Raw genomic sequence first — 21,681 nt, 5'->3', positions numbered from 1 at the left:
TTTGTGCAAAAATTGTGCGTTTTCACCCAGTCGAAAGCTCAAAAATCCCGCGTTTTGCTTCGATTTCGCGCCATCAGGCGATTTTCTGCCGCTGCATCGAGTTGGTGGCCGTGTTGTCGGTCATCTGCATCAGAAAGGGGAAACGGGTGAAACTGATTATTGCAACAATCAAACCGTTCAAGTTGGAAGAGGTCCGCGAAGCGCTGACTGATATCGGCGTGCGCGGTCTTATGGTGACAGAGATTAAGGGCTTTGGTGCTCAATCTGGTCACACAGAAATTTATCGCGGTGCTGAATACACTGTGAACTTCGTGCCAAAGGTGAAGCTGGAACTCGTCGTGTCTGACGCGATGGTTGACCAAACTGTGGAGACAATCTCTTCCACAGCACGTACCGGCAAAATCGGCGACGGCAAAATCTTCGTTCTGGACGTATCCCAAGCGGTACGCGTTCGGACCGGCGAAACCAACGAGGACGCGCTGTAATGCGCGCGGGAAAAGGGAAATACCAATGAAACTCGTTAACAAAATTGGTCTGGCAACTGCGCTGACCGCCCTTCCAACTCTGGGCTTTGCCCAAGACGCGGTTCCGGGCGTGGACGCATCCACAGACTCTATCTTTATTTTGAACTCCCTGCTGTTCCTGGTCGGTGGCTTCCTGGTTTTCTGGATGGCAGCTGGTTTTGCGATGCTTGAAGCGGGCCTTGTTCGCGGCAAAAACGTAACCATGCAGCTGACAAAGAACATCTCTTTGTTCTCTCTGGCAGCGATCTTCTACTACCTGATCGGTTACAACCTGATGTACCCACTGGGCACATGGTCCGTCGACGGCGTTCTGTCCGGCGTTTGGGGCGTAGGTGTTCTGGAAGCAGTCGGTGTTGGCCGTGATGGCGCAGATGACTACGGTTATGCGTCCACTGGTTCTGACTTCTTCTTCCAGCTGATGTTCTGTGCAACCACAGCATCCATCGTGTCTGGTACTTTGGCTGAGCGCATCAAGCTGTGGCCATTCCTGATCTTCACGATCGTTCTGACAGCAATCATCTACCCACTGCAGGCTTCCTGGAAATGGGGCGGCGGTTTCTTGGACGAAGCAGGCTTCCTGGACTTCGCGGGTTCCACTGTTGTGCACTCCGTAGGTGGCTGGGCAGCTCTGACTGGCGCAATCATCCTCGGCCCACGTATCGGCAAGTACAAAGACGGCAAAACCGTTCCTATGCCTGGCTCTAACCTGACACTGGCAACACTGGGTACATTCATCCTGTGGCTGGGTTGGTTCGGCTTCAACGGCGGCTCTCAGCTGGCGATGGGCACTGTTGGTGACGTTGCAGACGTTTCCCGTATCTTCGCAAACACAAACACAGCGGCTGCTGGTGGTGCGATCGCGGCTCTGCTTCTGACACAGATCCTGTACAAGAAGCCTGACCTTACTATGGTTCTGAACGGCGCACTGGCGGGCCTCGTGTCCATCACAGCTGAGCCTCTGACACCAACTCTGGGTTCTGCAACTCTGATCGGTGCCGTTGGCGGTGTGATCGTGGTCTTCGCGGTTCCAATGCTCGACAAACTGAAAATCGACGATGTTGTTGGTGCGATCCCTGTTCACTTGATCGCAGGTATCTGGGGCACAATCGCAGTTGTATTCACCAACTCCGACGCATCCCTGGGCACACAGCTGTACTCTATCTTCGTAGTCGGCATCTTCACTATCGTTGCTTCCGGTCTGGTTTGGTTCATCCTGAAAGCCACCATGGGCATCCGTGTTGAGGAAGAAGCTGAGATTAACGGTCTGGATATGGCAGAGCTGGGTATGGAAGCATATCCTGAGTTCTCCAAAGGCTAAGGTCTTAGGACATAAGTTTGAGAGAGCCCGGGGCACACGCCTCGGGCTTTTTCTTTCTAACCTTCGGTTTGTGATTGTCACATTAACCTACTAATTTTGGCCCAGACTTTTAGGGAACACACGGATGCCAGATCTCGCAACGCGCGCCAAAGAGCTCGTCAACCAACTCGAAGAACGCGGGACGCTTGCAATCCGCACCATCGCAATGCCCGCCGACACAAACCCGTCTGGTGATATCTTTGGTGGGTGGCTGCTCGCGCAAATGGATTTGGCTGCAGGGAATCTCGCTGGCCAGATTGCGCGGGGTCGCTGTGCAACCGTGGCCATTGATGGCATTCAATTTGTACGCCCGGTTCACGTGGGCGACGAAGTCTCCATCTATGCCAAGCTAGAAAAGATCGGGCGCTCTTCGATCACGATGAACATTCAGGCTTGGGCGCGACCACGTAATGAGGCCAGCGCGGAGAATGTGATCAACTCAAAATTCGTATTCGTGGCGATTGATGAAGAGGGCAAACCACGACCACTGCCTGAAAACGCCGAGACCAATATGGTTTATCGCCGCTTGCCTAAGGATTAGGCCCAAGCGCTAACGACCATCGCTGAATTCAATCAGATCCCATAGGTTGCCGTAGATGTCTTTGAAAACGGCAACCGTTCCATAAGCCGCTTCGTTCGGCTCACGCACAAAAACGACACCCTTATCGCGATAGGTATGGTAATCGCGCCAGAAGTCATCGGTTTGTAGAAACATCATCACGCGGCCACCGGCTTGATCGCCGATATACTTCTCTTGATGGGTGTTCGTGGCTTTACCCAAAACAATCGAACATCCCTCCGCCCCTTTCGGACGTACCACAACCCATCGCTTGTCCTGCTCGGGCTGATATTCATCCGCAAGCAGCTCAAAACCCAAGGTTTCAACATAAAACGCGATCGCCTCATCGTAGTCACGTACGACCAATGCGACATGTGCTAAGGATTGTTTCATTGGGACACCCTCCAAACGCTGTTGTGACGCGCTGCGCAGAAAAAGAAAAGCCTGAGCGCTCGGCGAGCCGAGTGCTCAGGCTTTTCCCTTGCGCAAATCTGGGGTCGCGCGACGCCGTGACTTTCGGGGGGCGGGACAAGTCCCAACACGGCGACGTAACCAAACTGGCTACAAAATCTAAACGAATGAGCTGGGAGATTCCGTCGCTGAACGCAAAAAATTTTGTTTTGGGAGAAATCGCTTTAAGACGCCCCCGCAACAAATCGCCGTAAGCGCAAAATGAAGTCTCGGCGCGCTTGCCGCTTTGCAGCATAAACCCGAACCGCAATAATCTCTTGTTCGGTCGGTTCTTTCTCAGATGTTTGAATGAGTAAATTCGGATCCAGCTTGTGGATCAAAGGCCAAAGACCAAATTGCATGGCATCACCAATTTTCATTTTCGGAAAGGTATGCTTTCAATTACGAGAAATACATGCAAGCAATAAGGCCAAAGCTCCAAAACAGGCTTTTCAAAAATGAAAACAGAACCGTCCTTGGATGACTACGCACTTTTTATTGCCATTGCCGAAACGGGCTCATTGACCCAGGCGGCGACAACCACCGGCAAAAGTATCGCGACCCTTAGCCGACGCATGACCGAGCTTGAGTCAGATATGGGACAACTCTTGTTCCAACGCGGCAATAGTGGCTACGCCCTCACTCCTGAGGGCGCAAATTTGTTGATCGAACTTGAAGATCTGCGCGAGCTGCAAGCAAGATTGCGTCGCTTTCGCGACAAGCAGCCACAGCGCTTCGTCCGAGTGACAACCGGCCACTGGGCCTGCAGTTTTATGTCCCAGAGGCTGCCCCAGGTCTGGTCACCTGAAAGTAATTGGCGCCCAGCTTTTATGACCGAAGATGCCCAAGTAGACATAGCGAGACGGCAAGCTGATATTGGTATTCGCAACCGACGACCCGATCAGAATTGGCTCGCGGGGCGCAAACTCGCGACTATTCACTTTGCCCCATTCGCTGTATCGGAAGACACTTTAGGTTGGGTCAATCGCAGCGAAAACGCGACAATGGTTCCCTCTCAGCGTTGGGTTTACGAGCACTATGGTGACAAGATTCTCGCGACCGCTTCAGATCCGCGCGTTTTGGTAGAGTTAGCACTCTCCGGAATCGGACAAGTCATTCTACCGATCTTCGCCGGTCGCGAAATTCCCGGTTTGGTGCAAAGCGGGACAGTTATTGACGAGCTTAGCCACGAAAATTGGATGGTGTTCCACCAAGATGGACGTCACGATCCACCAATTCGCGCCGCAATCGACGCATTGTGCACGCTACTGGACTTGCGCCAGACTGAAAGATGAAACGTCATGCAGCGGTAGGTGCCGGCGACAAAGTTCGCCAGTCACTGGGCGTGCAATGTTTCACCCGGAGAAACTCTCGGTTGAAGTTCGACTTGGTGTTGAAACCCGATTCCAGCATCGCTTGTGTCACGTTCTTTCCCGCCGACAAAAGCACGCAAGCATGTTCAATGCGAAAGGCATTAATGTAACGAGAGACGTTTTGCCCTGTTTCACGGTTGATCGTCGTCGATAACCGCTTGGCCGGTACTGACAAGCGACGCGACAGCATCGAAAGGGTCAGATCCGGATTGAGGTAAAGTTCACCCTCTCTCACCAAGGTATCTAAGCGCAACATGAGAGCTGCGTCTTCGATCTGTTCCTCTGGCGCGACAGAGACCACGACATTTTCTTCGACATCGGCAATCGGTTTCGCCATCGCCAGCGCGCCAAGTGCAAGGACGCTGACGGACCCGATAAAGCTAACAATCCATGGGGTGTAGCTGCCATCGCCAAGAATGTGGTCAGCAACAATCGCCACATCAGACAGGGCAGAGACCAGCAAAACCGCCGCAATGCCACGCCATATGAACAACGGGCTGCTGCCGTGTTGCAGGCGCACCCGGTGTAATTGGTCCTCGCCGCGCGACAATGCAAAAAGCAGAGCGGAGCCATATAAAAAGAAGACCAATGGAACCAACACGTCCAGCAACGCCGGATTGGTCAACGTGGCAAAGGCGACAATCACCGCAGGTATGATATGGGCAAGATCTGCGGGGCCAAAGGAGCGCACTGCCGTGGACTTAAACGCGACCCACACAAAGGAAGGAATAATTGACGCTGTGATGGGTAAGACGATCCGCAGTTCTGAAACGCCATAGTGGTGAACAAACGCGATCAAGACGTTCTGTATCGCGCAGAACAGTAACAACACACGCAACCAGCCAGCCCCTTCGCCACGCAACGCGGATTGCAAGAGCATCACACAAAGAAACAAAGCAAATACCAATGGCAGCGGCAGAACCGGCATAATGCGTCTCCAATCAATAAGGTTTTGATAGTCCTATAACCGGTTTTCGACCACCTAAAACCGGTTATAGGACGCCTGCGCGACGGGAGGTTGGCATTTCAGAAACATCACTGACCCGAAAGGACATTCACGATGTTTCGTATCACAGCACTCTCAATAGCAATTGCCGCTGGTTTTGCAGTTCAAGCGGCAAAAGCCGACCCGGTCGGCGTTCAAAACAGCATGGTCTTTGCCGAGCACCACGGCCGCGACATGTTGATGACCGTGTATTACCCAGCTGCCGAAAACAGTGGGCAGTCTATTAGCTTTGCCGAAAACCCGGTTTTCTTTGGCACGCCGATGTTTGAAAACGCGGCTATGGCCGATGGGACCCATCCGGTCGTGCTGATGTCACACGGTTTGGGCGGTCGCGCTGCGGCTATGAGTTGGCTGGCAGCCGGTCTTGTTCAGGAAGGCGCGATTGTTATTGGGGTGGACCACCCAAACTCGACCTTCCGTGACTTTGACATGCTGGCCGGAATGGATCACTGGACGCGTGTCCAAGATCTGCAAGTTGCCTTAGACACAGTTGCTGCCGGTGCATTTGGCGACAGCGTCGACATGTCTCGGCTCTACGCCACCGGTTTCTCCTTTGGCGGCTGGACGGCGCTCAGCATGGGCGGGCTGCGCAGCAGTGCGGACGGTTACGCATTGTATTGTGATAAGACTGCAGGAGGCTCGACCCACTGTAACGATCTGCAACGCGCCGGCGTCGACCTACGAGCGCTGGACGCGGAAAAATGGAGTGCATCCTACCAAGACGCTCGCATTTCAGCAGTCGCCGCAATCGATCCGGCCTTTACATATGGCGTCACTCAAGAGATGGCCGACGAACTGATTGGCGAGGCGCTTTTGATCATACTGGGTGAAGTCGAAGACCGCCTGCAGGCCACAGATGTCACAAGTGGCGGCAGCGGGTTTGAACAAAAGCGTCCCGATCTTGAAAGTATCGTGGTTGCCCCGGCCTTCCATTTCTCAGCTTTGCCATTGTGCAAACCGGAAGGCGAAAAAATCCTAGAAATGGAGAAGGACGACGCGGTTTGCTCTGACCCAGAAGGTGCGGATCGCAAAAAAATCCATGCTGACGTAATCGCAGCGATCGCCAGCCACTTCGATCTCTAAAACGAAGAAAGCCACGCTAGTCAGGCGTGGCTTTCGATTCTGTTTTGGCGATATTTAGACGCCAGCGTCTACGATCGCTTTCGCCAAGATCGGCACGGTCTTTTCATTCAGACCTGCAATGTTCATGCGGCTGTCGCCCACCATATAAATCCCTGCATCAACACGCATCTTTTCGACCAATTCTGGTGTTGTGCCGATCTGGCTAAACATACCGCGGTGCTCGGCGATAAAGCCAAAGCGATCAGAGCCAGACAGTTTCTGCAATTCATCCGCCAATTGCTGACGCAAGCCCAGCATGCTGATGCGGATGTCTTCCAATTCTGCCGCCCAATCGGCGCGCAGCTCTGGGTCCGTCAGGATCATTGTCACCACGCGCGCACCGTGATCTGGTGGGAACGAATAGTTCTGACGATTCAAGAAGTTCAGGTTTTGCTGTACGATGCCTGTTTGATCGGCGGATTCAGAAATCCCCATCAGAATGCCGGTCCGCTCGCGATATACACCGAAGTTTTTCGAGCAGCTCGCCGCGATCAAACCCTCTTTTACAGAGGACGCGACGAGGCGCGTCGCTGCTGCGTCTTCTTCAAGACCGTCACCAAAGCCCTGATATGCGATATCGATCATCGCGATCAGGCCCTTTTCGTTGATCACATCAACAACGGCTTGCCATTGGGTCAGGTTCAGGTTCGCACCAGTCGGGTTGTGACAGCAGCCGTGCAACAGAACGACGTCACCCGCGTTTGCCTGCGCCAGGTCTTCAAGCATACCGTCGAAATCAACCGCACGGGTTTCTGTATCGAAGTAACGATACGCTACGGTTTCGATACCGACATATTTCAGGATGGAAACGTGGTTTGGCCATGTTGGGTTCGAGACAAACACACGTGCTTCAGGATTAGCCAGTTTCACCAGCTCAAACGCCTGGCGCACCGCGCCTGTACCGCCCGGAGTGGCAATCGCTGCAATCCGATCGCGTGCAACGGCGCCGTCGAGAACGAGATCAATCATTGCATCTGCAAACGCTGGGTCGCCCGCAAGAGCGACGTAGCTCTTGCTGGTTTGCTCTTCCAGCAAACGACGCTCCGCTTCTTTCACAGCGCGCATGACTGGGGTTACGCCCTCAGCGTTTTTGTAGACGCCAACGCCCAGATCGATTTTCTGATCGCGTGGGTCTTCTTTGAATTTCGCCATGAGGGCGAGAATTTTATCTGCGGGTTGAGCTTTCAGGTTGCCGAGCATTAGGCCTCTCCAGTGGCAATAGGGACCGTTGGGAAAGCACCCCACTCGGTCCAAGATCCGTCGTAAAGCGCATGGTCGGTTTTGCCGAACCGCTCCATCGCTAGAATGAGAATCGCGGCAGTAACGCCGGATCCACAGGTTGTAATCGCTGGTTTGGTCAGATCGACACCGGCTGCCTCAAAAATCGCCCGAGTCTCGTCTGGCGTTTTCATTGTGTGATCTACGTTGAGCAAGCTCGCAAATGGCACGTTGCGCGAATTCGGAATGTGACCAGAACGCATCCCTTCACGAGGCTCTTCGACCTCACCCCGGAATCGCTCAGCAGCGCGCGCATCGACAATCGCATAGTCTTGCAGTTTGGATGCATGAGACACCTGGGTAACGTCTTTGACCATTTCGCTGCGGAAGTTCGCAAACATGTGACGGTCTCGGATCTGTGAAGGTTCTGCGGTCAATAGGCGACCCTCAGATTTCCATTTCGGCAAGCCGCCATCTAGAACGGCCACGTCTTCATGACCCATCAATTTGAAGAGCCACCACACGCGCGGTGCGGAAAAAATACCCTTGCGGTCATATACAACGATCTGATGTCCATCACCCACGCCCATGTCGCGCACCCTAGACAGGAACTTCTCGACCGGCGGAACCATATGCGGCAGATCGGAACGCAAATCCGATATCTCATCGATATCAAAGAACCGAGCGCCGGGGATGTGTTCTAGGTTGAATTCGGCCCGCGGGTCCCGGTTTTCTGCTGGCATAAACCAAGATGCATCCAGAATGCGTAAATCTGGATTTTTCAACTGCTCTTCAAGCCAGTCTGTCGAAACCAAGGTCTTGGGATCGTTCTGTGACATGTTTGACCTCAATGTCAGAGTTCGCGACCTGCCTACATCTGACGATTGCTGTAGGCAAGCCTGAGCGTCATTGAGATCGCATGTAACTCTGCAAATCGCCTGAATTGATTGACCTAAACAGCCAAGGAAAGTCTCCAGAGCGTTACACCATAACATCACAATACTTTGATCCGATGAAAACTGGGATAAACGCTCTCAATTTGGTGTATAATTTAAGCAACGCCTCGAATCGAGGCACCAGAATTACGAGTGCCAGGGAGTTATGAGTACCCCCATGCTGCGCAAGCAGCGTGGGGCTTTGTTCTTCAAGAGCCGAAGTCTATTCGCCGTGACGTAGCAGGCGTTGCTTTTGACGTCCCCAATCGCGCTTGGCTTCGCTTGCACGTTTGTCGTGGTTTTTCTTACCCTTCGCGATGCCAATCTTCAGTTTCACAAACCCCTTGTGATTGAAGTACATGACAAGCGGAACGATGGTCATACCCTTGCGCTGGGTGTCGTTCCAAAGCCGCGCCAATTCACGTTTGCTCACAAGCAGCTTGCGGCGGCGGCGTTCCAGATGGCTGAACATCGCACGGTCGTACGGCGCGATGTAACTGTTCACAAGCCACAGTTCCCCGTCTACGACCTCGGCATAGCTTTCAGCCACATTCGCGGAGTTTTCGCGAAGCGATTTTACTTCTGACCCAGTCAAGACAATCCCGCATTCGATGTCATCTTCGATGGCATAGTCAAAGCGCGCGCGCCGGTTTTCAGCGATCACTTTGTAATTTGGGTCGGATTTATCTTTCTTGGCCATGGTCGGGATTGATTACAGTCTGGGGGAAACCCTGTCTATCGGATTCAGCGCCGGTTCGTCGCGGTCTCAGATTTTGTCTGCAAACTCAGAGACGACCTGTTCATAGACTGAACGTTTGAATGGCACGATATTCTCGACAAGCTCAGAGAACGGCAACCATCGCCATTCCGAGAATTCCTGATGGTCTACCTTAATGTTGATCTGGTCGTCAGCCCCATGGAACCGGAGCAGAAACCATTTCTGTTCTTGGCCGCGATACCGGCCTTTCCAAATCTTAGGAACAATATCGTGCGGCAGATCATACGAAATCCACCCATCGGTTTCCGCAACAACGGTCACAAGATCCGGAGACACACCTGTTTCTTCTTCAAGCTCGCGCAGCGCAGCCGTTTGCGCCGCCTCTCCCTTGTCGATACCTCCTTGCGGCATCTGCCAAGCAGGGACTTCGCTGTCCATGCGCTGTCCGACAAATACGTCGTTTTCAGCGTTTACCAGCATCACACCTACGTTTTTGCGGTAGGGCAACTTAGCGATGTCTTCAGGGGTCATGGATTCCTCATCACCAATCAAAGGGGCTTAAAAAAGAAACTCTCCCCGTTTCCGGGGAGAGATCAAAGAGTTCACGAACAGAGTTTACTCTGCTGGTGCAAGCGCTGTCAGACCGGTCAGGATATCGATCGCATAGGCCAGCTGGTAGTCATCTTCGCGAAGTTGTGCAGCAGCTTCAGCGGCAGCGCGATCTTCTTCAATCTGACGAATTTCGTCCTCAGATAAGCTGTCATTGTTCAAGCTACCACGCAGGTCCGCTTCGCTACGGTTTGGACGAAGATCTTCTTCCTCTTCTTCTCCAACGCGTCGGCGCGGCTGTTCAACAACGATGTCAGGTGACACGCCCAGCGCTTGGATAGAGCGGCCAGACGGCGTGTAATAACGCGCCGTGGTTAATCGCATAGCACCCTCGCCGCGCAGCGGCATAACCGTTTGAACCGAGCCTTTACCAAAGCTCTTTGTGCCAACCACAATCGCGCGGCGATGATCTTTCAAGGCACCCGCTACAATCTCTGACGCAGATGCTGAACCGCCGTTGATCAAAACCACAATCGGTTTACCGTTGATCAGATCGCCTGGAGTTGCATTGAAGCGTTCACCGTCAGCCACGTCACGACCGCGGGTCGACACGATTTCACCCTTCTCAAGGAAAGCATCGGAAACTCGGATCGCTTGGGTCAACAGACCACCGGGGTTGTTGCGCAGGTCAAGCACGAGACCATTGATATTGTCCAAACCGCCGGCCGCTTCGACTTCTTTCGCAATACCCTCTGCGAGGTTCGGGTAGGTTTGGTCGTTGAACGTCGTCACACGCATTACGAGGCTGTCGCCCTCGGTCCGGGAGCGCACCGCCGTCAGCTTGATTGTGTCACGAATGATAGACACATCAAACGGCTCAGTCTCACCTTCGCGCGCAATGGTCACGATGATTTCGGACCCAACCGGTCCACGCATCATTTCCACAGCTGCATCCAATGTCAGACCAAGAACGCTTTCACCATCGACATGGGTGATAAAGTCACCTGCTTCGATACCCGCTTGATCCGCTGGGGTGCCATCGATCGGAGAAACCACCTTAACGAAGCCCTCTTCTTGGGTCACTTCGATACCCAGGCCGCCAAACTCTCCGCGCGTTTGCTGTCGCATCTCAGCAGCGTCTTGCGGTGCGAGATAGCCAGAATGCGGATCCAGAGACGTCAGCATGCCATTAATGGCCGCTTCAATCAGGTCCTTCTCATCAACCTCTTCGACGTACTGAGCGCGGATGCGTTCAAAGATATCGCCAAAAAGATCAAGCTGCTCATACACAGTCGCCTGACGGTCGTTCTCTTGCGCGATCAGCGGGCCTGCAATCTGGGTTGTCGCCAGAATACCGGCCAATGTGCCGCCCAACGCAGCAACGACGAATCTTCTCATCTTCATCCATCCTTATCGGTTTGGAACCAATCCTCCGGGTTGATCGGAGTCTTGCCCTGTCTCACCTCTATATAGAGCGTTTCTGTGCGATCCTGACCAGTGCCCTCACTGGACTGTGAAAGAATGGCATCGGTCGTAGGATCATTTCCGCCCATTAGACCCACCGGAGCGCCACTTGCAACCACTTGACCGACCTCACCGTAGACCGTGTGAAGCCCTGCGATAACAAAAAGCAGTCCGGGTTGGGGTTCAAGCACCATAACGTTGCCGAAATCCAGAAGCGGGCCACGATAGCGGATCGTCGCCGCAGCAGGGGACGTCACAAGCGCATTTGGGCGCGTTGCCAATACCAGACCAGGTCGCACAAGGCCTGCAGCATCAGCTTCACCGGGACGACGCAAGACCTCTGCTTGCACCGGCAGTGGCAGCGATCCTTTGCGGTGGGAAATATCTGGGAGCGGAGAAATCCCTTCAGGCTCCGGCGACATTTCAGTGAGGCCGCTCGCGAACCCTTCAAGGGTTTCAGTGGATGCGATCAGAAGCGCAGTTTGAACCGGGTCTTCCGTGAACCGTTTTGGCAAATCTGTGCGATCAGAGATCGCCTTCGCCAATGCAATCCGCGCATCTTGCGCGCCACTTAGGCCTTCTCCCAATGTGTCTGCAGCGCCTTGCTGCAGTTCCCGCAAAATCCGGACCTCGATGAGTAGATCCCGCAGCTTTGCGGCCTCACCATCCATAGCAGGCGTGACATCCGCAAGGATCATCCCTGCACGCACAGTTCCTTCCGGGCCTTCAGGGTGCAGTAGCATCGTTGGGCTTTGGGTCCGGCCAACCGCTTGCAAGACACCTAAAAGGCGCGCGATTTCGCCTTCTTTAGATTTAAGTTGCTGATCCAGTTGGCTTTCACGAATAGCCGCGCGGCGCAGGCCTTCTCGTAAAGAGGCCAAACCCTCTTCATAGGCCTGAATAGTCTGTGTCAGCGCTTTGACTTGGTTCCGGGAGGATTTCGCCTTTGCCAAAGACAAGGACGCCGACTCAAGCTTTTCTGCCGCCGCGCGCGCCGCCGAGGCCGCATCGATCTCAGCATGGGCAAGTTGGGCGCTGAGGGTCAGCGCAGCAAGGACGGCGGGAAACTTCATCGTGAGATCAGGCTTTCCCCGGTCATTTCTTCGGGCTGGCTCAATCCCATCAACTCCAACAGCGATGGCGCGAGATCTGCCAGGCGACCCTCCTTAAGGGATGCGCCTTCCGGGCCGTTCACGAGAACGACCGGCACCAAGTTCGTGGTATGCGCGGTGTGCGGACCTTTGGTCACTGGATCAATCATCACTTCGCAATTGCCGTGGTCAGCGGTGACAATCATTGTTCCACCAACTTTTTCCAATGCAGTACGCACGGCGCCAAGACCCTCGTCCACTGCAGAACAAGCGGCCATGGCGGCATCGAGATCACCGGTATGTCCCACCATATCAGGGTTGGCGTAATTGGTGACGATCAAGTCATAACCGTGTTCAATTGCAGAAACGAATTGCTCAGTGACTTCCGCAGACGACATTTCTGGTTGCAGGTCATAAGTCGCGACTTTCGGCGACTTTGGCATGAAACGGTCTTCACCCTTAGATGGCGTTTCTTCTCCGCCATTCAGGAAGAATGTCACGTGCGGGTATTTTTCAGTTTCCGCCAAACGGAACTGTGTCTTGCCCTGTTTCGCGACCCATTCACCTAGGGTGTTCACAATTGGCTTCTTTGGGTAAGCTGACGCCATGAATTTCACGTGCTCATCAGAGTAATCCACCATGCCGAGCATGGTCAGCGCAGGTCGCGTTCCAACCTCAAAATCGTCAAAACCCGGTTGGCCAATCGCCGCAAGGATTTCGCGCGCGCGGTCGGCGCGGAAGTTGAGGCAGAAATATCCATCACCGTCCTTCGCGCCATCGAAAGCGCCAACGACGCTTGCCTTAATGAACTCGTCGCTCTCATCCCGCGCATACCCATCTTCGATGGCTTGCGCTGCACCGTCGACCTTGAGGCCTTCGCCAAAGATCATGGCGTTATATGCTTCAGAAACCCGCTCCCATCGGTTGTCACGGTCCATGGCGTAGTACCGCCCGATGACCGTCCCGATGGTGGCATTCGCAGGCAGAGCCGATTCCAGAGCGGCGATATAGGGCAGCGCTGATTTCGGTGCTACGTCGCGTCCATCGGCAATCGCGTGCACAACAACTGGCACCCCATGATCGGTGATCGCTTTCACAGAAGCGATGATGTGGTTGAGGTGGCCGTGCACCCCGCCATCGGAGACAACCCCCATCAAATGAGCGGTCCCGCCAGTGGATTTCAGCTTTCCCGCAAATGCGACGATTTCGCCATTATCAAAGAACGAGCCGTCCTCAATGGCCAAATCGATTTGCCCCAGATCCATCGCCACGACCCGACCAGCGCCGATATTTGTATGGCCCACTTCCGAGTTCCCCATCTGCCCAGTCGGCAAACCCACATCAGGGCCATGCGTGATCAACGTCGCATTCGGGCAACCTGCCATCATCGCATCGAAATTTGGAGTCGGCGCCAGAACAGGCGCGTTGCCTTCGGTGGTGTCTGACAGACCCCAACCATCAAGGATGCAAAGGACAACAGGTTTCGGGGTGCTCATGAGGGTCGCTCCGGGAAGTAATTTGCCTGTCTTCTAACGTGCCAAGCACCGTGTTTGAACCGCTTAGTTGGGATTAACGCGTTATTGGCGACCTTCGCGCAACCAAGCGCCTATGATGAAGGCGGAGATCACGAGCAGCAGAACCCATGGGGGCAGCAATTGAGTGCGCGAAACACTGAGTGTTTCAAAAGCGTTTCGCGGTGTAAGACCGATCCACCCATTACCCGCCGCCGGACGCCCCGCGCGTACGTCGCGCAGCTTGGGAACACCGTTTTCCAATGAAACGATCCCGCCGCGTAAAGGCGCGATAACCGGTTCCAGAACAGACCCAGTGGCGATGACTTCCGCATATTCGCGCGGCGCAGCCGGCCCTAGGCCAATCACCGCGGATTGGTCCCCGTTGGCGAGGCGGTAAAGGCCAATCTCTGGGCCATCAAAGCGTGCCTCAAACAAGCCTGGTTCGATTTCTTCGAGAGGCAGAAAGACGGTGTTTCCTGAGGGAGTCGTTACCTCAACATCACCAACCTCATCTGCCAAAGACCGTCGGAGAATGCGCATTTTCTGGCCAATGGCTTCTCCCCAAAGCGCTTCTTCTTCCAGTTCAGGCTCTGCCATCATCCAGTGGGCCAACCGGCGCAGCAGTTCCAGTTGAGGGCCGCCGCCGTCATATCCACGCGCCCAAAGCCATGCTTGATCAGAGGATAAAAGCGCGACCCGGCCCTCTCCAACACGGTCGAGTGTCAGCAAAGGACGATCATCCGCCCCGGTCATCACCACATTTCCGCGCTCTGGGACCACATCGACGATCCGAAGCCATTCCCCCCAGTCGTCGACCTGAGGCAATCCCGCCGTAACCGGGTGCCGATTTCCGACATCACTAACTTTAGGCACATAAGGCTTATTGACCACCCGCGCAGTGGGCCCCGCAGGCAAAATCTCTGACAGCGGAGAACGGTAGAGGCTATCGGCCGTCGCGAAATCAGGTCCTGCAGCGAGCAGAACCGCGCCCCCATCATTCACGTAATCCACAACAAATTGCAGATAAAGCGAGGGCAAAATCCCACGCCGTTTGTAACGGTCAAAAATAATCAAATCGAAATCATCGATTTTCTCGAGAAACAGCTCGCGGGTGGGGAAAGCAATCAAAGACAGCTCATCCACCGGCACGCCGTCCTGCTTGCTTGGTGGCCGCAAGATGGTGAAGTGTACAAGATCCACGGAACTATCGGATTTCAGCAGATTGCGCCAGGTGCGTCCGCCGGGATGTGGCTCGCCCGAAACCAGCAAAACGCGCAAGCGATCTCGCACGCCGTTGATCTGAACGATGGCAGAGTTATTGCGGTCCGTCAGTTCGCCATCGCCGGTTGGGACAGTAAATTGCAACACATTGCGCCCACCATGGGGGAGGACCACAGGGATTTCGATATCCGCTCCGATCGGAATATTGACCCGCTGCGGCTCTTCGCCATCCACCGAGATTTCCAGCGGCGCTTCCACGTCGCCTGGTGCTGCACCAGAATCTTCAATGCGCAGTCGCAGGGTAATCGGCTCACCTAAAATTGCGAAGGCTGGTGCATCGCGCACAATCAAACGACGATCCCAATCGCCCTCAAGTCCCGTGTGCAGCAAGTGCAAAGGCGCAGGCAAATCCGGGCTTTCCTCAAGATCGTGCACACGCCCATCAGAAACGGCGATAATCCCAGCAACCCGGCCTGAAGGTTCGCTCGCCAAGGCATCTTTCAGGGCACCCATCAACGCGGTGCCTTGGTCGCCTTCGGCGTCGCGAACATTGATCCGCCGCACTTCGGTCATGCGGCGCGCGTTCAATCTGTTTGTCAGCTCTTCGATCGCCCCTTCAGAACGCGCTTCACGCGTGCCGAGCTGTTGGCTTGAAGTTTGATCGTGCAGGAGCAAAACAACGTCAGCCAGCTCGTCACGGTCTTCACGTTGCAGGACCGGCCCCATCAACGTTGCCAGAAGGATCACTGCGCCTAACGAGCGCAGCCACCAACCTGTCAAACCACGCCAAAGTGCGAAGCCGCAAATTGCTGTCATGATCAGGGCCAGCGCCACAATCAGGCGTAAATCCATAAGGGGATCAAAGAGGATCTCGCTGCTCATTGACCCAACCGATCCAACAAAGCAGGCACATGGACCTGATCAGATTTGTAATTACCGGTCAGCACATGCATCACAAGATTGACACCAAACCGGTAAGCCAACTCCCGTTGACGTTCGCCAGTCGAGCCGCGACCCACCTGATAGAGCGGCACACCAAAACGATCCGTCGCCCAGGCTGACGCCCAATCATTGCCGCCAATCACAACGGGCGTCACCCCATCGTTCAAGTTGCGAAACGGCATACCCTCGACCTGCTCAGCATCTGGCGGCGCGGCTTCAACCCAGACGTCTCGGCTTGCATAACGACCCGGAAAATCCTGCAAAAGATAGAAAGTCCGCGTAAGCACGTGATCGGCTGGAATAGGCTCTAATGCAGGCACCGTAAGCGCGCCGGCGATTTGCTGCAATCGACGGCCCTCTGGGCTAGAAGATCCCAACCGCGCGACGTCCGCATCGCGAGTATCAAAAAGGATCATGCCGCCTGAGCGAAGATAGTCATTTACTTTCTCAATCGCCTTCGCAGAAGGTAGTGACTGAACCGTGCTGATGGGCCAATAGAGCAGCGGAAAAAAGGCGAGCTCATCCGCTTCAAGATCGACGCCAATCGGATTGACGGGCTCAACCGATGTGCGTTGGAAGAGCACATTGCTTAAACCATAAAGCCCCGAATAAGACAGATCATCCACCGCTGTGTCGCCGGTCAAAACATACGCCAACGCGATCTCGTCAGTGGTTTCACTTGGCGTGAGAGACTGAGCTTGCGACGGTTCTGGTATCCACAGAAAGAACGTTGCAATTGCAGCGATGCTTGTGCCTCTCAATCGGCCAGACATCACAAGCGATGCAAGTGTATCCACCGCAAGCAAGGCCATAGCAGCAACTAAGAGAAGCCATTTCAAATCGAATGCTGCAGGTTTTTCAAAGCCTGTGACGCGCACCCAATCTGGCCATCGAACGCGTTCAAGCACATCATCAGGTCGCAAGACATTCCGCGCAAAACTACTCTTCCCCGAACGGTAAAGACCCGGTTGCAGATTTAGACCAGTATCGGCGTTCAAGAGCGCTTCGCCATCTACGCCAGAAAGATTCTGCCCATCCAACAACCGCCCCTGTCCTGACAACACTTGGATAGGCTGCCAAACGGTACCCTCCATCGCAGCAGCTTCGTTGCTCCCGCTCGCGGACAATACTGCAAGACGATCCAACATCTGCACGAAAAGCCCAGACAAAGGCACATCAGACCATTCAGCATTCGCCGTCACGTGGAATAGAACCACTTGACCCTGTTCAACGATTTTGCGCGTGACCAACGGCGTCCCATCGCTTAGCTCCGCCAGCACGCGTTCTGCCAAATTGGGATCAGGTTGCGCGACGACCTGGGCGGTTACCCTTAAATCCTCTGGCACCACCAAACCGGCAAAGGGGCTGTCCTCGTGGAATGGTGCAATGGCTTTGGGCTCTCCCCAACTCATCGCACCGCCAACCGCACGGCCACCGGCACGCAGGCGCACGGGCATTAAGGGATCTTCCACATCACGACTCAGATCGCTTGCGGCCATTTGGGGCCCGGCAAACCGCAATAACAATCCGCCTGTCTCGACCCATTCCAATAAGGCAGTCTTTTCCGCCGGAGCTAAAACTGCGACATCCGACAGCACAATCACATTCGGATTGGCCGGCAAAACATCCGGCAAAGCCCCTTCCAAAAGGTCAGCATTCTCTATCAAAGCCTGTTTCAAGAAGTGGCTGGGCGACAGAAGCTCTAAACCTTCCTGCTCACTATCCGCTTCAATCAGCGCCACCTCGCGGCGGCGAATGCTATCATCGGTCAAATAGACAGCACCGGCGGAATCTATGCCAGATATCTCAACCCGCGAAACGCGGCCTCTCAACTCTGCAGGCAACGCGAAAGCAGTTTCAGCGTTCTGCTCACCTGAGAAAACCAAACTCCCATTCGCAAGCACACGATCAACACCAGTCGGATCTTTACCAATCAACTGAACTTCCGGTGCGCGTGTTATGGCATTTGATGCATGGGCAGACAGCACAAGCTCCCCATCTTTTAGTTCCAAATTGCGCAGACCGATGACCGCAGCGGGGTCTTGCAACACCGTAACGTCGCCAAGTTCGCGAAGCGTGCTCAAGAGCGCGTCTCGCCCGGCTGTTTGCAAGCCATCAGACACCCAGAGCGTGTCAAAGCTCTGATCCTTCAAGGTCCCTGCAGCCTCGACGAATTGCGCTTCCGACGGGCGCCAGGGTTTCGGCGCGAAGTCAACAAACCGCTTCGCCCAAATGGCGGCGGGAAGGATCTCCAGTTCGTTTGGGGCCGCAATCTGCAATACCGCTGCGTCACGGCCTTGCCGATCCGCTTCTTCAAGCGTCGCGACAATCGCTTCACTTTGTTGACGCCAAGACGGCGCAGACGCCCAGCTTCCATCCAACAGTACGAGCATTGGCCGATTGGAGCTCTCGTTGGTGTCTGGATTAAGAACTGGCCCTGCCATTGCAACAATCGCACAGGCCACAAGCAACATCCGCAACAGCAACAACCACCAAGGTGTGCGGTCCATGACGCTTTCGTCGTCCTCTAAGCCCAACAACAACACCACGCCCGGAAAGCGACGCCGTATCGGAGCAGGCGGCACCGCGCGCAACAGCAACCATAGAACCGGCAATCCAATCAGGGCTACAAGGATCCATGGGGTCGTGAAAGCGAGGGGCAATCCAAACATCAGCGCCCCCTTTCTAATGCGCGATACAGCCACAACAGTGCGGTTTGCACTGGTGCATCGGTCAGATGGCACTCGTATTGCCATCCAGTAACGCGCGCCAACCTGCGCAAAGAGGTTTTACGTTCCTGTAAACGTTCTTTGTATTTTGCATGAAGATCATTGGCCTTGCGGGTTTCATGCATCACCTGTGCCTGCATGCTTTCAAAGATTGCACGTCCAGAAAATGGAAACGCTTCTTCCGCAGGGTCCAGAACCTGCAGCAACACACCACGCACGCCGCGGTCGGCGGCCTTGTAGAGCGCATGTTCAACGGCCTCAAAGTTACCCATGAAGTCAGACACAAACACGGCCCGCGAATTCGGGATCATCGCGCGCGCTTCCGGGATGCCGTAATCATCTCTCTGATCCTGTGCGAGCATTGCTTCGCTTAAACGCCAAATTTGACCATCACCCCGCTTGGGTGGCAAAGCCGTCCCAGCCAAACCGACGCGCTCACCTGCACGGATCAATAAGATTGAGACGGCCAGAGCTAAGAGCCGGGCACGATCCAGCTTAGGCGGGCGTTTAGGGTTGCTGGAGTAGTCCATTGAAGCAGAGGGATCGACCCATAGACAAACCGATTGGGCGATTTGCCATTCCTTCTGCCGCACATATTGTGCGTTGGTTTTTGCTGACTTACGCCAGTCGATCATGCGGTAAGTGTCGCCCAACTGCACCGGGCGGTATTGCCAGAAGTCATCCCCCAGCCCTGCACGTCGGCGACCATGCTCGCCAAGCAATACCGTATTCGCCAAGGTATTTGCCCGGGCCAAAAGCGGCGGCAACGTCGACGCGGCTGCTTCGGCCCTGCGTCTGAGTTGCGGATGCGCGCTCACGCAGCAGCACCACTCTGATTGGGTCGCTCAACAACGGATTGGATCACATCGGATAGGCTATCACCGCGCGCACGCGCCGCGAAATTAAGCGCCATGCGATGGCTTAAGACAGGTCCAGCCAGATCAACGACATCATCAGCGGATGGTGACAAACGACCATCTAGCAATGCCCAAGCTCGGGTCATCATCATAAAGGCCTGCGCAGCACGAGGCCCTGGCCCCCATGCCACGACGTCTTTGACATGCTCTGTCGCGGTGTCATCATCCGGGCGACAGGCGCGAACGACGTCCAAGATCGTCTCCATCACACTTTCGCCGACCGGCATGCGCCGCAGCAATTCTTGGGCAGCCACCAGTTCCTCTGCAGTGAAAATCTGATGCAGCGCTTCCTCCGAGACACCGGTGGTGGAAAGCAGGATATCGCGTTCTGTATCTCGGTCCGGATACGGTACGTCGATTTGCACCAAGAACCGGTCCAGCTGCGCTTCAGGCAGCGGATAGGTGCCTTCCTGTTCGATTGGGTTCTGCGTTGCGAGAACATTGAATGGCGTGTCAAGCAGCCGATCTTCCCCCGCGACCGTGACCTTCTTCTCTTGCATCGCCTGCAACAAAGCTGATTGCGTTCGAGGGCTGGCTCGGTTGATTTCGTCTGCCATCAAAAGCTGGCAAAAGATCGGACCGGGAACAAAGCGAAACTCTTTGCCGCCGCCTTTGGCCTTTTCAAGGATTTCAGAGCCAAGAATATCGGCAGGCATTAAGTCCGGCGTGAACTGCACGCGATTGCCATGCAGCCCCATGACCGTGGCGATCGACTCAACCAATCGCGTCTTTCCAAGTCCCGGCAGACCAATCAGCAGCGCATGCCCACCGCAAAGCAAAGCGGACAGTGTCAAGTCAACCACCCGTTCTTGGCCAATAAAGCGCTTGGTGACTGCGGCTTTGGCCTGTCCCAACTTCTCGCCGAGGGTTTCGATCTCAGCCAACAAGCGGTCGGGATCAGTCATGACAAATCTCCTGCTTTTTCTATATGTTTAGGGTAACTGTATCGCGGTTCCGGGAAATGGCAAAAACTATGAGTACACAAAACGGTGTTAATCCGTCTGCTGAAGGCATCGCTGCCGCGGCCAAAGAAGCCAAAGGGCGCGGTTTGCCCCCAGTTCACCTGTGGAATCCGCCGTTTTGCGGCGATCTTGATATGCAAATCAAAAAAGACGGAACTTGGATTCATGAGGGCGGAAAGATCAATCGCCCAGAGATGGTCAAGCTGTTTTCGTCGATTTTGCGCAAAGAGGGTGATTCCTATTTTCTGGTCACCCCGGTCGAAAAGGTTGGGATTACCGTTGAGGATGTCCCCTTTGTTGCCACGGACATTTTCGTGGAAGGCGAGGGTGACGCGCAGGTGATTCAGTTTGAAACGCATGTGGGCGATATCACTACAGTGAATGACGAACACCCGATCCGCGTTGAAATCGATCCGGGAAGTGATGAACCAAAACCATACGCCACGGTACGTTCGAGGCTTGAAGCACGTATTGATCGCAAGACATTCTATCGCCTTGTGGACTTGGGTGCCGAACGTGATGGCTGGTTTGGTGTTTATTCCAGCGGTTCCTTCTTCCCGCTCATCAAAGCCGACCAGCTTTAGGGGTTCCTGCCAAAAACTGACAGGCCTCTGCGGTAGGAATATCCCACATTCAAAGTGGAGATATCCAATGACCTACCCAGTAAAAGACACTCTTGTTTGGTGCGAGATTCCCGTGACCGATATGAAAGAAGGCTGCGCCTTTTATAGCGCCGTATTCGATAGCGAAATGGAAATCGAGGAAGGCGGGCCGAACCCGGTTTCCTTCTTCCCGAAGCAAAGCGAAAACGATGTAGCGGGCCACATCTATCCCGGAAAACCTGCTTCAAATGGTGAAGGCATCACGGCGCATCTTCACGCGCCTGACACGCTAGAAGCCACAGTGGGCCGCGCACAAAAAGCGGGCGCGGCCATCATCGGGCCAATCATCGACATGCCATTTGGCCGGTTTCAATATGCGATTGACCCTTTTGGGAACTCACTCGGCATCTTCTCGATGTCGAAGTGAC

General features: G+C 54.6%; 20 protein-coding genes. 7 read left to right on the top strand and 13 right to left on the bottom strand.

Annotation, left to right across the window (positions count from 1 at the left end; genetic code table 11):
• Positions 1–146 precede the first annotated feature (146 nt).
• The 3 genes from TA5113_RS01280 to TA5113_RS01270 all read left to right on the top strand — a co-directional run bounded on the left by TA5113_RS01280 (position 147) and on the right by TA5113_RS01270 (position 2,422).
• Positions 147–485, top strand: coding sequence for a P-II family nitrogen regulator (locus TA5113_RS01280; protein ID WP_058313796.1), 339 nt, complete (start codon positions 147–149; stop codon positions 483–485).
• Between the two features lie 25 nt (positions 486–510).
• A complete protein-coding gene (locus TA5113_RS01275; protein WP_058313694.1) occupies positions 511–1,842 on the top strand; it encodes an ammonium transporter AmtB in 1,332 nt (443 codons plus the stop codon).
• 124 nt (positions 1,843–1,966) lie between these two features.
• Positions 1,967–2,422, top strand: coding sequence for an acyl-CoA thioesterase (locus TA5113_RS01270; RefSeq protein WP_058313693.1), 456 nt, complete (start codon positions 1,967–1,969; stop codon positions 2,420–2,422).
• A gap of 9 nt (positions 2,423–2,431) precedes the next feature.
• Here the strand turns inward: TA5113_RS01270 and TA5113_RS01265 are convergent, their stop codons facing one another.
• Positions 2,432–2,833 (bottom strand): VOC family protein, encoded by a 402-nt coding sequence (locus TA5113_RS01265; protein WP_058313692.1) that lies wholly within the window; start codon positions 2,831–2,833, stop codon positions 2,432–2,434.
• A gap of 515 nt (positions 2,834–3,348) precedes the next feature.
• Here TA5113_RS01265 and TA5113_RS01255 point away from each other — a divergent pair.
• Positions 3,349–4,185, top strand: a complete 837-nt coding sequence (locus TA5113_RS01255; protein ID WP_058313690.1) for a LysR family transcriptional regulator — start codon at positions 3,349–3,351, stop codon at positions 4,183–4,185.
• Positions 4,186–4,189: 4 nt separating this feature from the next.
• Here TA5113_RS01255 and TA5113_RS01250 read toward each other — a convergent pair whose 3' ends face one another.
• The gene (locus TA5113_RS01250) at positions 4,190–5,191 is read right to left on the bottom strand and encodes a helix-turn-helix domain-containing protein (RefSeq protein ID WP_058313689.1); all 1,002 of its coding nucleotides are present in this window, start codon (positions 5,189–5,191) and stop codon (positions 4,190–4,192) included.
• A 132-nt stretch (positions 5,192–5,323) separates the two neighbouring features.
• Here TA5113_RS01250 and TA5113_RS01245 point away from each other — a divergent pair, with 132 nt between their 5' ends.
• Positions 5,324–6,352, top strand: a complete 1,029-nt coding sequence (locus TA5113_RS01245) for an alpha/beta hydrolase family protein (protein WP_058313688.1) — start codon at positions 5,324–5,326, stop codon at positions 6,350–6,352.
• Positions 6,353–6,406: 54 nt separating this feature from the next.
• Here the strand turns inward: TA5113_RS01245 and TA5113_RS01240 are convergent, their stop codons facing one another.
• From TA5113_RS01240 to TA5113_RS01190, 11 genes are all read right to left on the bottom strand, one after another.
• Positions 6,407–7,591, bottom strand: a complete 1,185-nt coding sequence (locus TA5113_RS01240; protein ID WP_058313687.1) for an amino acid aminotransferase — start codon at positions 7,589–7,591, stop codon at positions 6,407–6,409.
• Complete coding sequence (gene sseA / locus TA5113_RS01235; protein WP_058313686.1) at positions 7,591–8,448, bottom strand: 3-mercaptopyruvate sulfurtransferase; 858 nt, start codon at positions 8,446–8,448, stop codon at positions 7,591–7,593. The genes TA5113_RS01240 and sseA overlap by 1 nt, the downstream gene beginning before the upstream one ends.
• Positions 8,449–8,767: 319 nt before the next feature.
• Entirely contained in the window at positions 8,768–9,244 is a 477-nt protein-coding gene (gene smpB, locus TA5113_RS01230; RefSeq protein ID WP_058313685.1) for an SsrA-binding protein SmpB, read from the bottom strand.
• Between the two features lie 66 nt (positions 9,245–9,310).
• Positions 9,311–9,793, bottom strand: a complete 483-nt coding sequence (locus TA5113_RS01225) for an RNA pyrophosphohydrolase (protein ID WP_058313684.1) — start codon at positions 9,791–9,793, stop codon at positions 9,311–9,313.
• 84 nt (positions 9,794–9,877) lie between these two features.
• Positions 9,878–11,209, bottom strand: a complete 1,332-nt coding sequence (locus TA5113_RS01220; protein ID WP_058313795.1) for a S41 family peptidase — start codon at positions 11,207–11,209, stop codon at positions 9,878–9,880.
• A gap of 2 nt (positions 11,210–11,211) precedes the next feature.
• A complete protein-coding gene (locus TA5113_RS01215) occupies positions 11,212–12,348 on the bottom strand; it encodes a murein hydrolase activator EnvC family protein (RefSeq protein ID WP_058313683.1) in 1,137 nt (378 codons plus the stop codon).
• The gene (gene gpmI, locus TA5113_RS01210; protein WP_058313682.1) at positions 12,345–13,862 is read right to left on the bottom strand and encodes a 2,3-bisphosphoglycerate-independent phosphoglycerate mutase; all 1,518 of its coding nucleotides are present in this window, start codon (positions 13,860–13,862) and stop codon (positions 12,345–12,347) included. Before gpmI ends, TA5113_RS01215 begins: the two co-directional genes overlap by 4 nt.
• 81 nt (positions 13,863–13,943) lie before the next feature.
• Entirely contained in the window at positions 13,944–15,983 is a 2,040-nt protein-coding gene (locus tag TA5113_RS01205) for a glutamine amidotransferase (RefSeq protein WP_058313681.1), read from the bottom strand.
• A complete protein-coding gene (locus tag TA5113_RS01200) occupies positions 15,980–18,715 on the bottom strand; it encodes a DUF4159 domain-containing protein (RefSeq protein ID WP_058313680.1) in 2,736 nt (911 codons plus the stop codon). The genes TA5113_RS01205 and TA5113_RS01200 overlap by 4 nt, the downstream gene beginning before the upstream one ends.
• Positions 18,715–19,590: a DUF58 domain-containing protein gene (locus tag TA5113_RS01195; RefSeq protein WP_058313679.1), complete on the bottom strand. Its 876-nt coding sequence runs from the start codon at positions 19,588–19,590 to the stop codon at positions 18,715–18,717. Before TA5113_RS01195 ends, TA5113_RS01200 begins: the two co-directional genes overlap by 1 nt.
• The gene (locus TA5113_RS01190; protein ID WP_058313678.1) at positions 19,587–20,594 is read right to left on the bottom strand and encodes an AAA family ATPase; all 1,008 of its coding nucleotides are present in this window, start codon (positions 20,592–20,594) and stop codon (positions 19,587–19,589) included. The genes TA5113_RS01195 and TA5113_RS01190 overlap by 4 nt, the downstream gene beginning before the upstream one ends.
• 68 nt (positions 20,595–20,662) lie before the next feature.
• Here TA5113_RS01190 and TA5113_RS01185 point away from each other — a divergent pair, with 68 nt between their 5' ends.
• Both TA5113_RS01185 and TA5113_RS01180 read left to right on the top strand, forming a co-directional pair.
• The gene (locus tag TA5113_RS01185) at positions 20,663–21,235 is read left to right on the top strand and encodes a DUF1285 domain-containing protein (RefSeq protein WP_058313794.1); all 573 of its coding nucleotides are present in this window, start codon (positions 20,663–20,665) and stop codon (positions 21,233–21,235) included.
• Between the two features lie 67 nt (positions 21,236–21,302).
• Positions 21,303–21,680, top strand: a complete 378-nt coding sequence (locus tag TA5113_RS01180) for a VOC family protein (protein WP_058313677.1) — start codon at positions 21,303–21,305, stop codon at positions 21,678–21,680.
• The last annotated feature ends 1 nt before the right edge of the window (position 21,681 follow it).

The organism is Cognatishimia activa (assembly GCF_001458335.1).
Lineage (GTDB): Bacteria > Pseudomonadota > Alphaproteobacteria > Rhodobacterales > Rhodobacteraceae > Cognatishimia > Cognatishimia activa.
The sequence above is the reverse complement of the archived record's forward strand: the minus strand, read 5'-3'. Positions and strand labels throughout refer to the sequence as shown.

Coding starts and splice junctions, on each gene's coding strand:
- TA5113_RS01275 (WP_058313694.1), top strand. CDS start 511: ATGAAACTCGTTAACAAAATTGGTCTGGCAACTGCGCTGACCGCCCTT.
- TA5113_RS01270 (WP_058313693.1), top strand. CDS start 1,967: ATGCCAGATCTCGCAACGCGCGCCAAAGAGCTCGTCAACCAACTCGAA.
- TA5113_RS01265 (WP_058313692.1), bottom strand. CDS start 2,833: ATGAAACAATCCTTAGCACATGTCGCATTGGTCGTACGTGACTACGAT.
- TA5113_RS01255 (WP_058313690.1), top strand. CDS start 3,349: ATGAAAACAGAACCGTCCTTGGATGACTACGCACTTTTTATTGCCATT.
- TA5113_RS01250 (WP_058313689.1), bottom strand. CDS start 5,191: ATGCCGGTTCTGCCGCTGCCATTGGTATTTGCTTTGTTTCTTTGTGTG.
- TA5113_RS01245 (WP_058313688.1), top strand. CDS start 5,324: ATGTTTCGTATCACAGCACTCTCAATAGCAATTGCCGCTGGTTTTGCA.
- TA5113_RS01240 (WP_058313687.1), bottom strand. CDS start 7,591: ATGCTCGGCAACCTGAAAGCTCAACCCGCAGATAAAATTCTCGCCCTC.
- sseA (WP_058313686.1), bottom strand. CDS start 8,448: ATGTCACAGAACGATCCCAAGACCTTGGTTTCGACAGACTGGCTTGAA.
- smpB (WP_058313685.1), bottom strand. CDS start 9,244: ATGGCCAAGAAAGATAAATCCGACCCAAATTACAAAGTGATCGCTGAA.
- TA5113_RS01225 (WP_058313684.1), bottom strand. CDS start 9,793: ATGACCCCTGAAGACATCGCTAAGTTGCCCTACCGCAAAAACGTAGGT.
- TA5113_RS01220 (WP_058313795.1), bottom strand. CDS start 11,209: ATGAGAAGATTCGTCGTTGCTGCGTTGGGCGGCACATTGGCCGGTATT.
- TA5113_RS01215 (WP_058313683.1), bottom strand. CDS start 12,348: ATGAAGTTTCCCGCCGTCCTTGCTGCGCTGACCCTCAGCGCCCAACTT.
- gpmI (WP_058313682.1), bottom strand. CDS start 13,862: ATGAGCACCCCGAAACCTGTTGTCCTTTGCATCCTTGATGGTTGGGGT.
- TA5113_RS01205 (WP_058313681.1), bottom strand. CDS start 15,983: ATGAGCAGCGAGATCCTCTTTGATCCCCTTATGGATTTACGCCTGATT.
- TA5113_RS01200 (WP_058313680.1), bottom strand. CDS start 18,715: ATGTTTGGATTGCCCCTCGCTTTCACGACCCCATGGATCCTTGTAGCC.
- TA5113_RS01190 (WP_058313678.1), bottom strand. CDS start 20,594: ATGACTGATCCCGACCGCTTGTTGGCTGAGATCGAAACCCTCGGCGAG.
- TA5113_RS01185 (WP_058313794.1), top strand. CDS start 20,663: ATGAGTACACAAAACGGTGTTAATCCGTCTGCTGAAGGCATCGCTGCC.
- TA5113_RS01180 (WP_058313677.1), top strand. CDS start 21,303: ATGACCTACCCAGTAAAAGACACTCTTGTTTGGTGCGAGATTCCCGTG.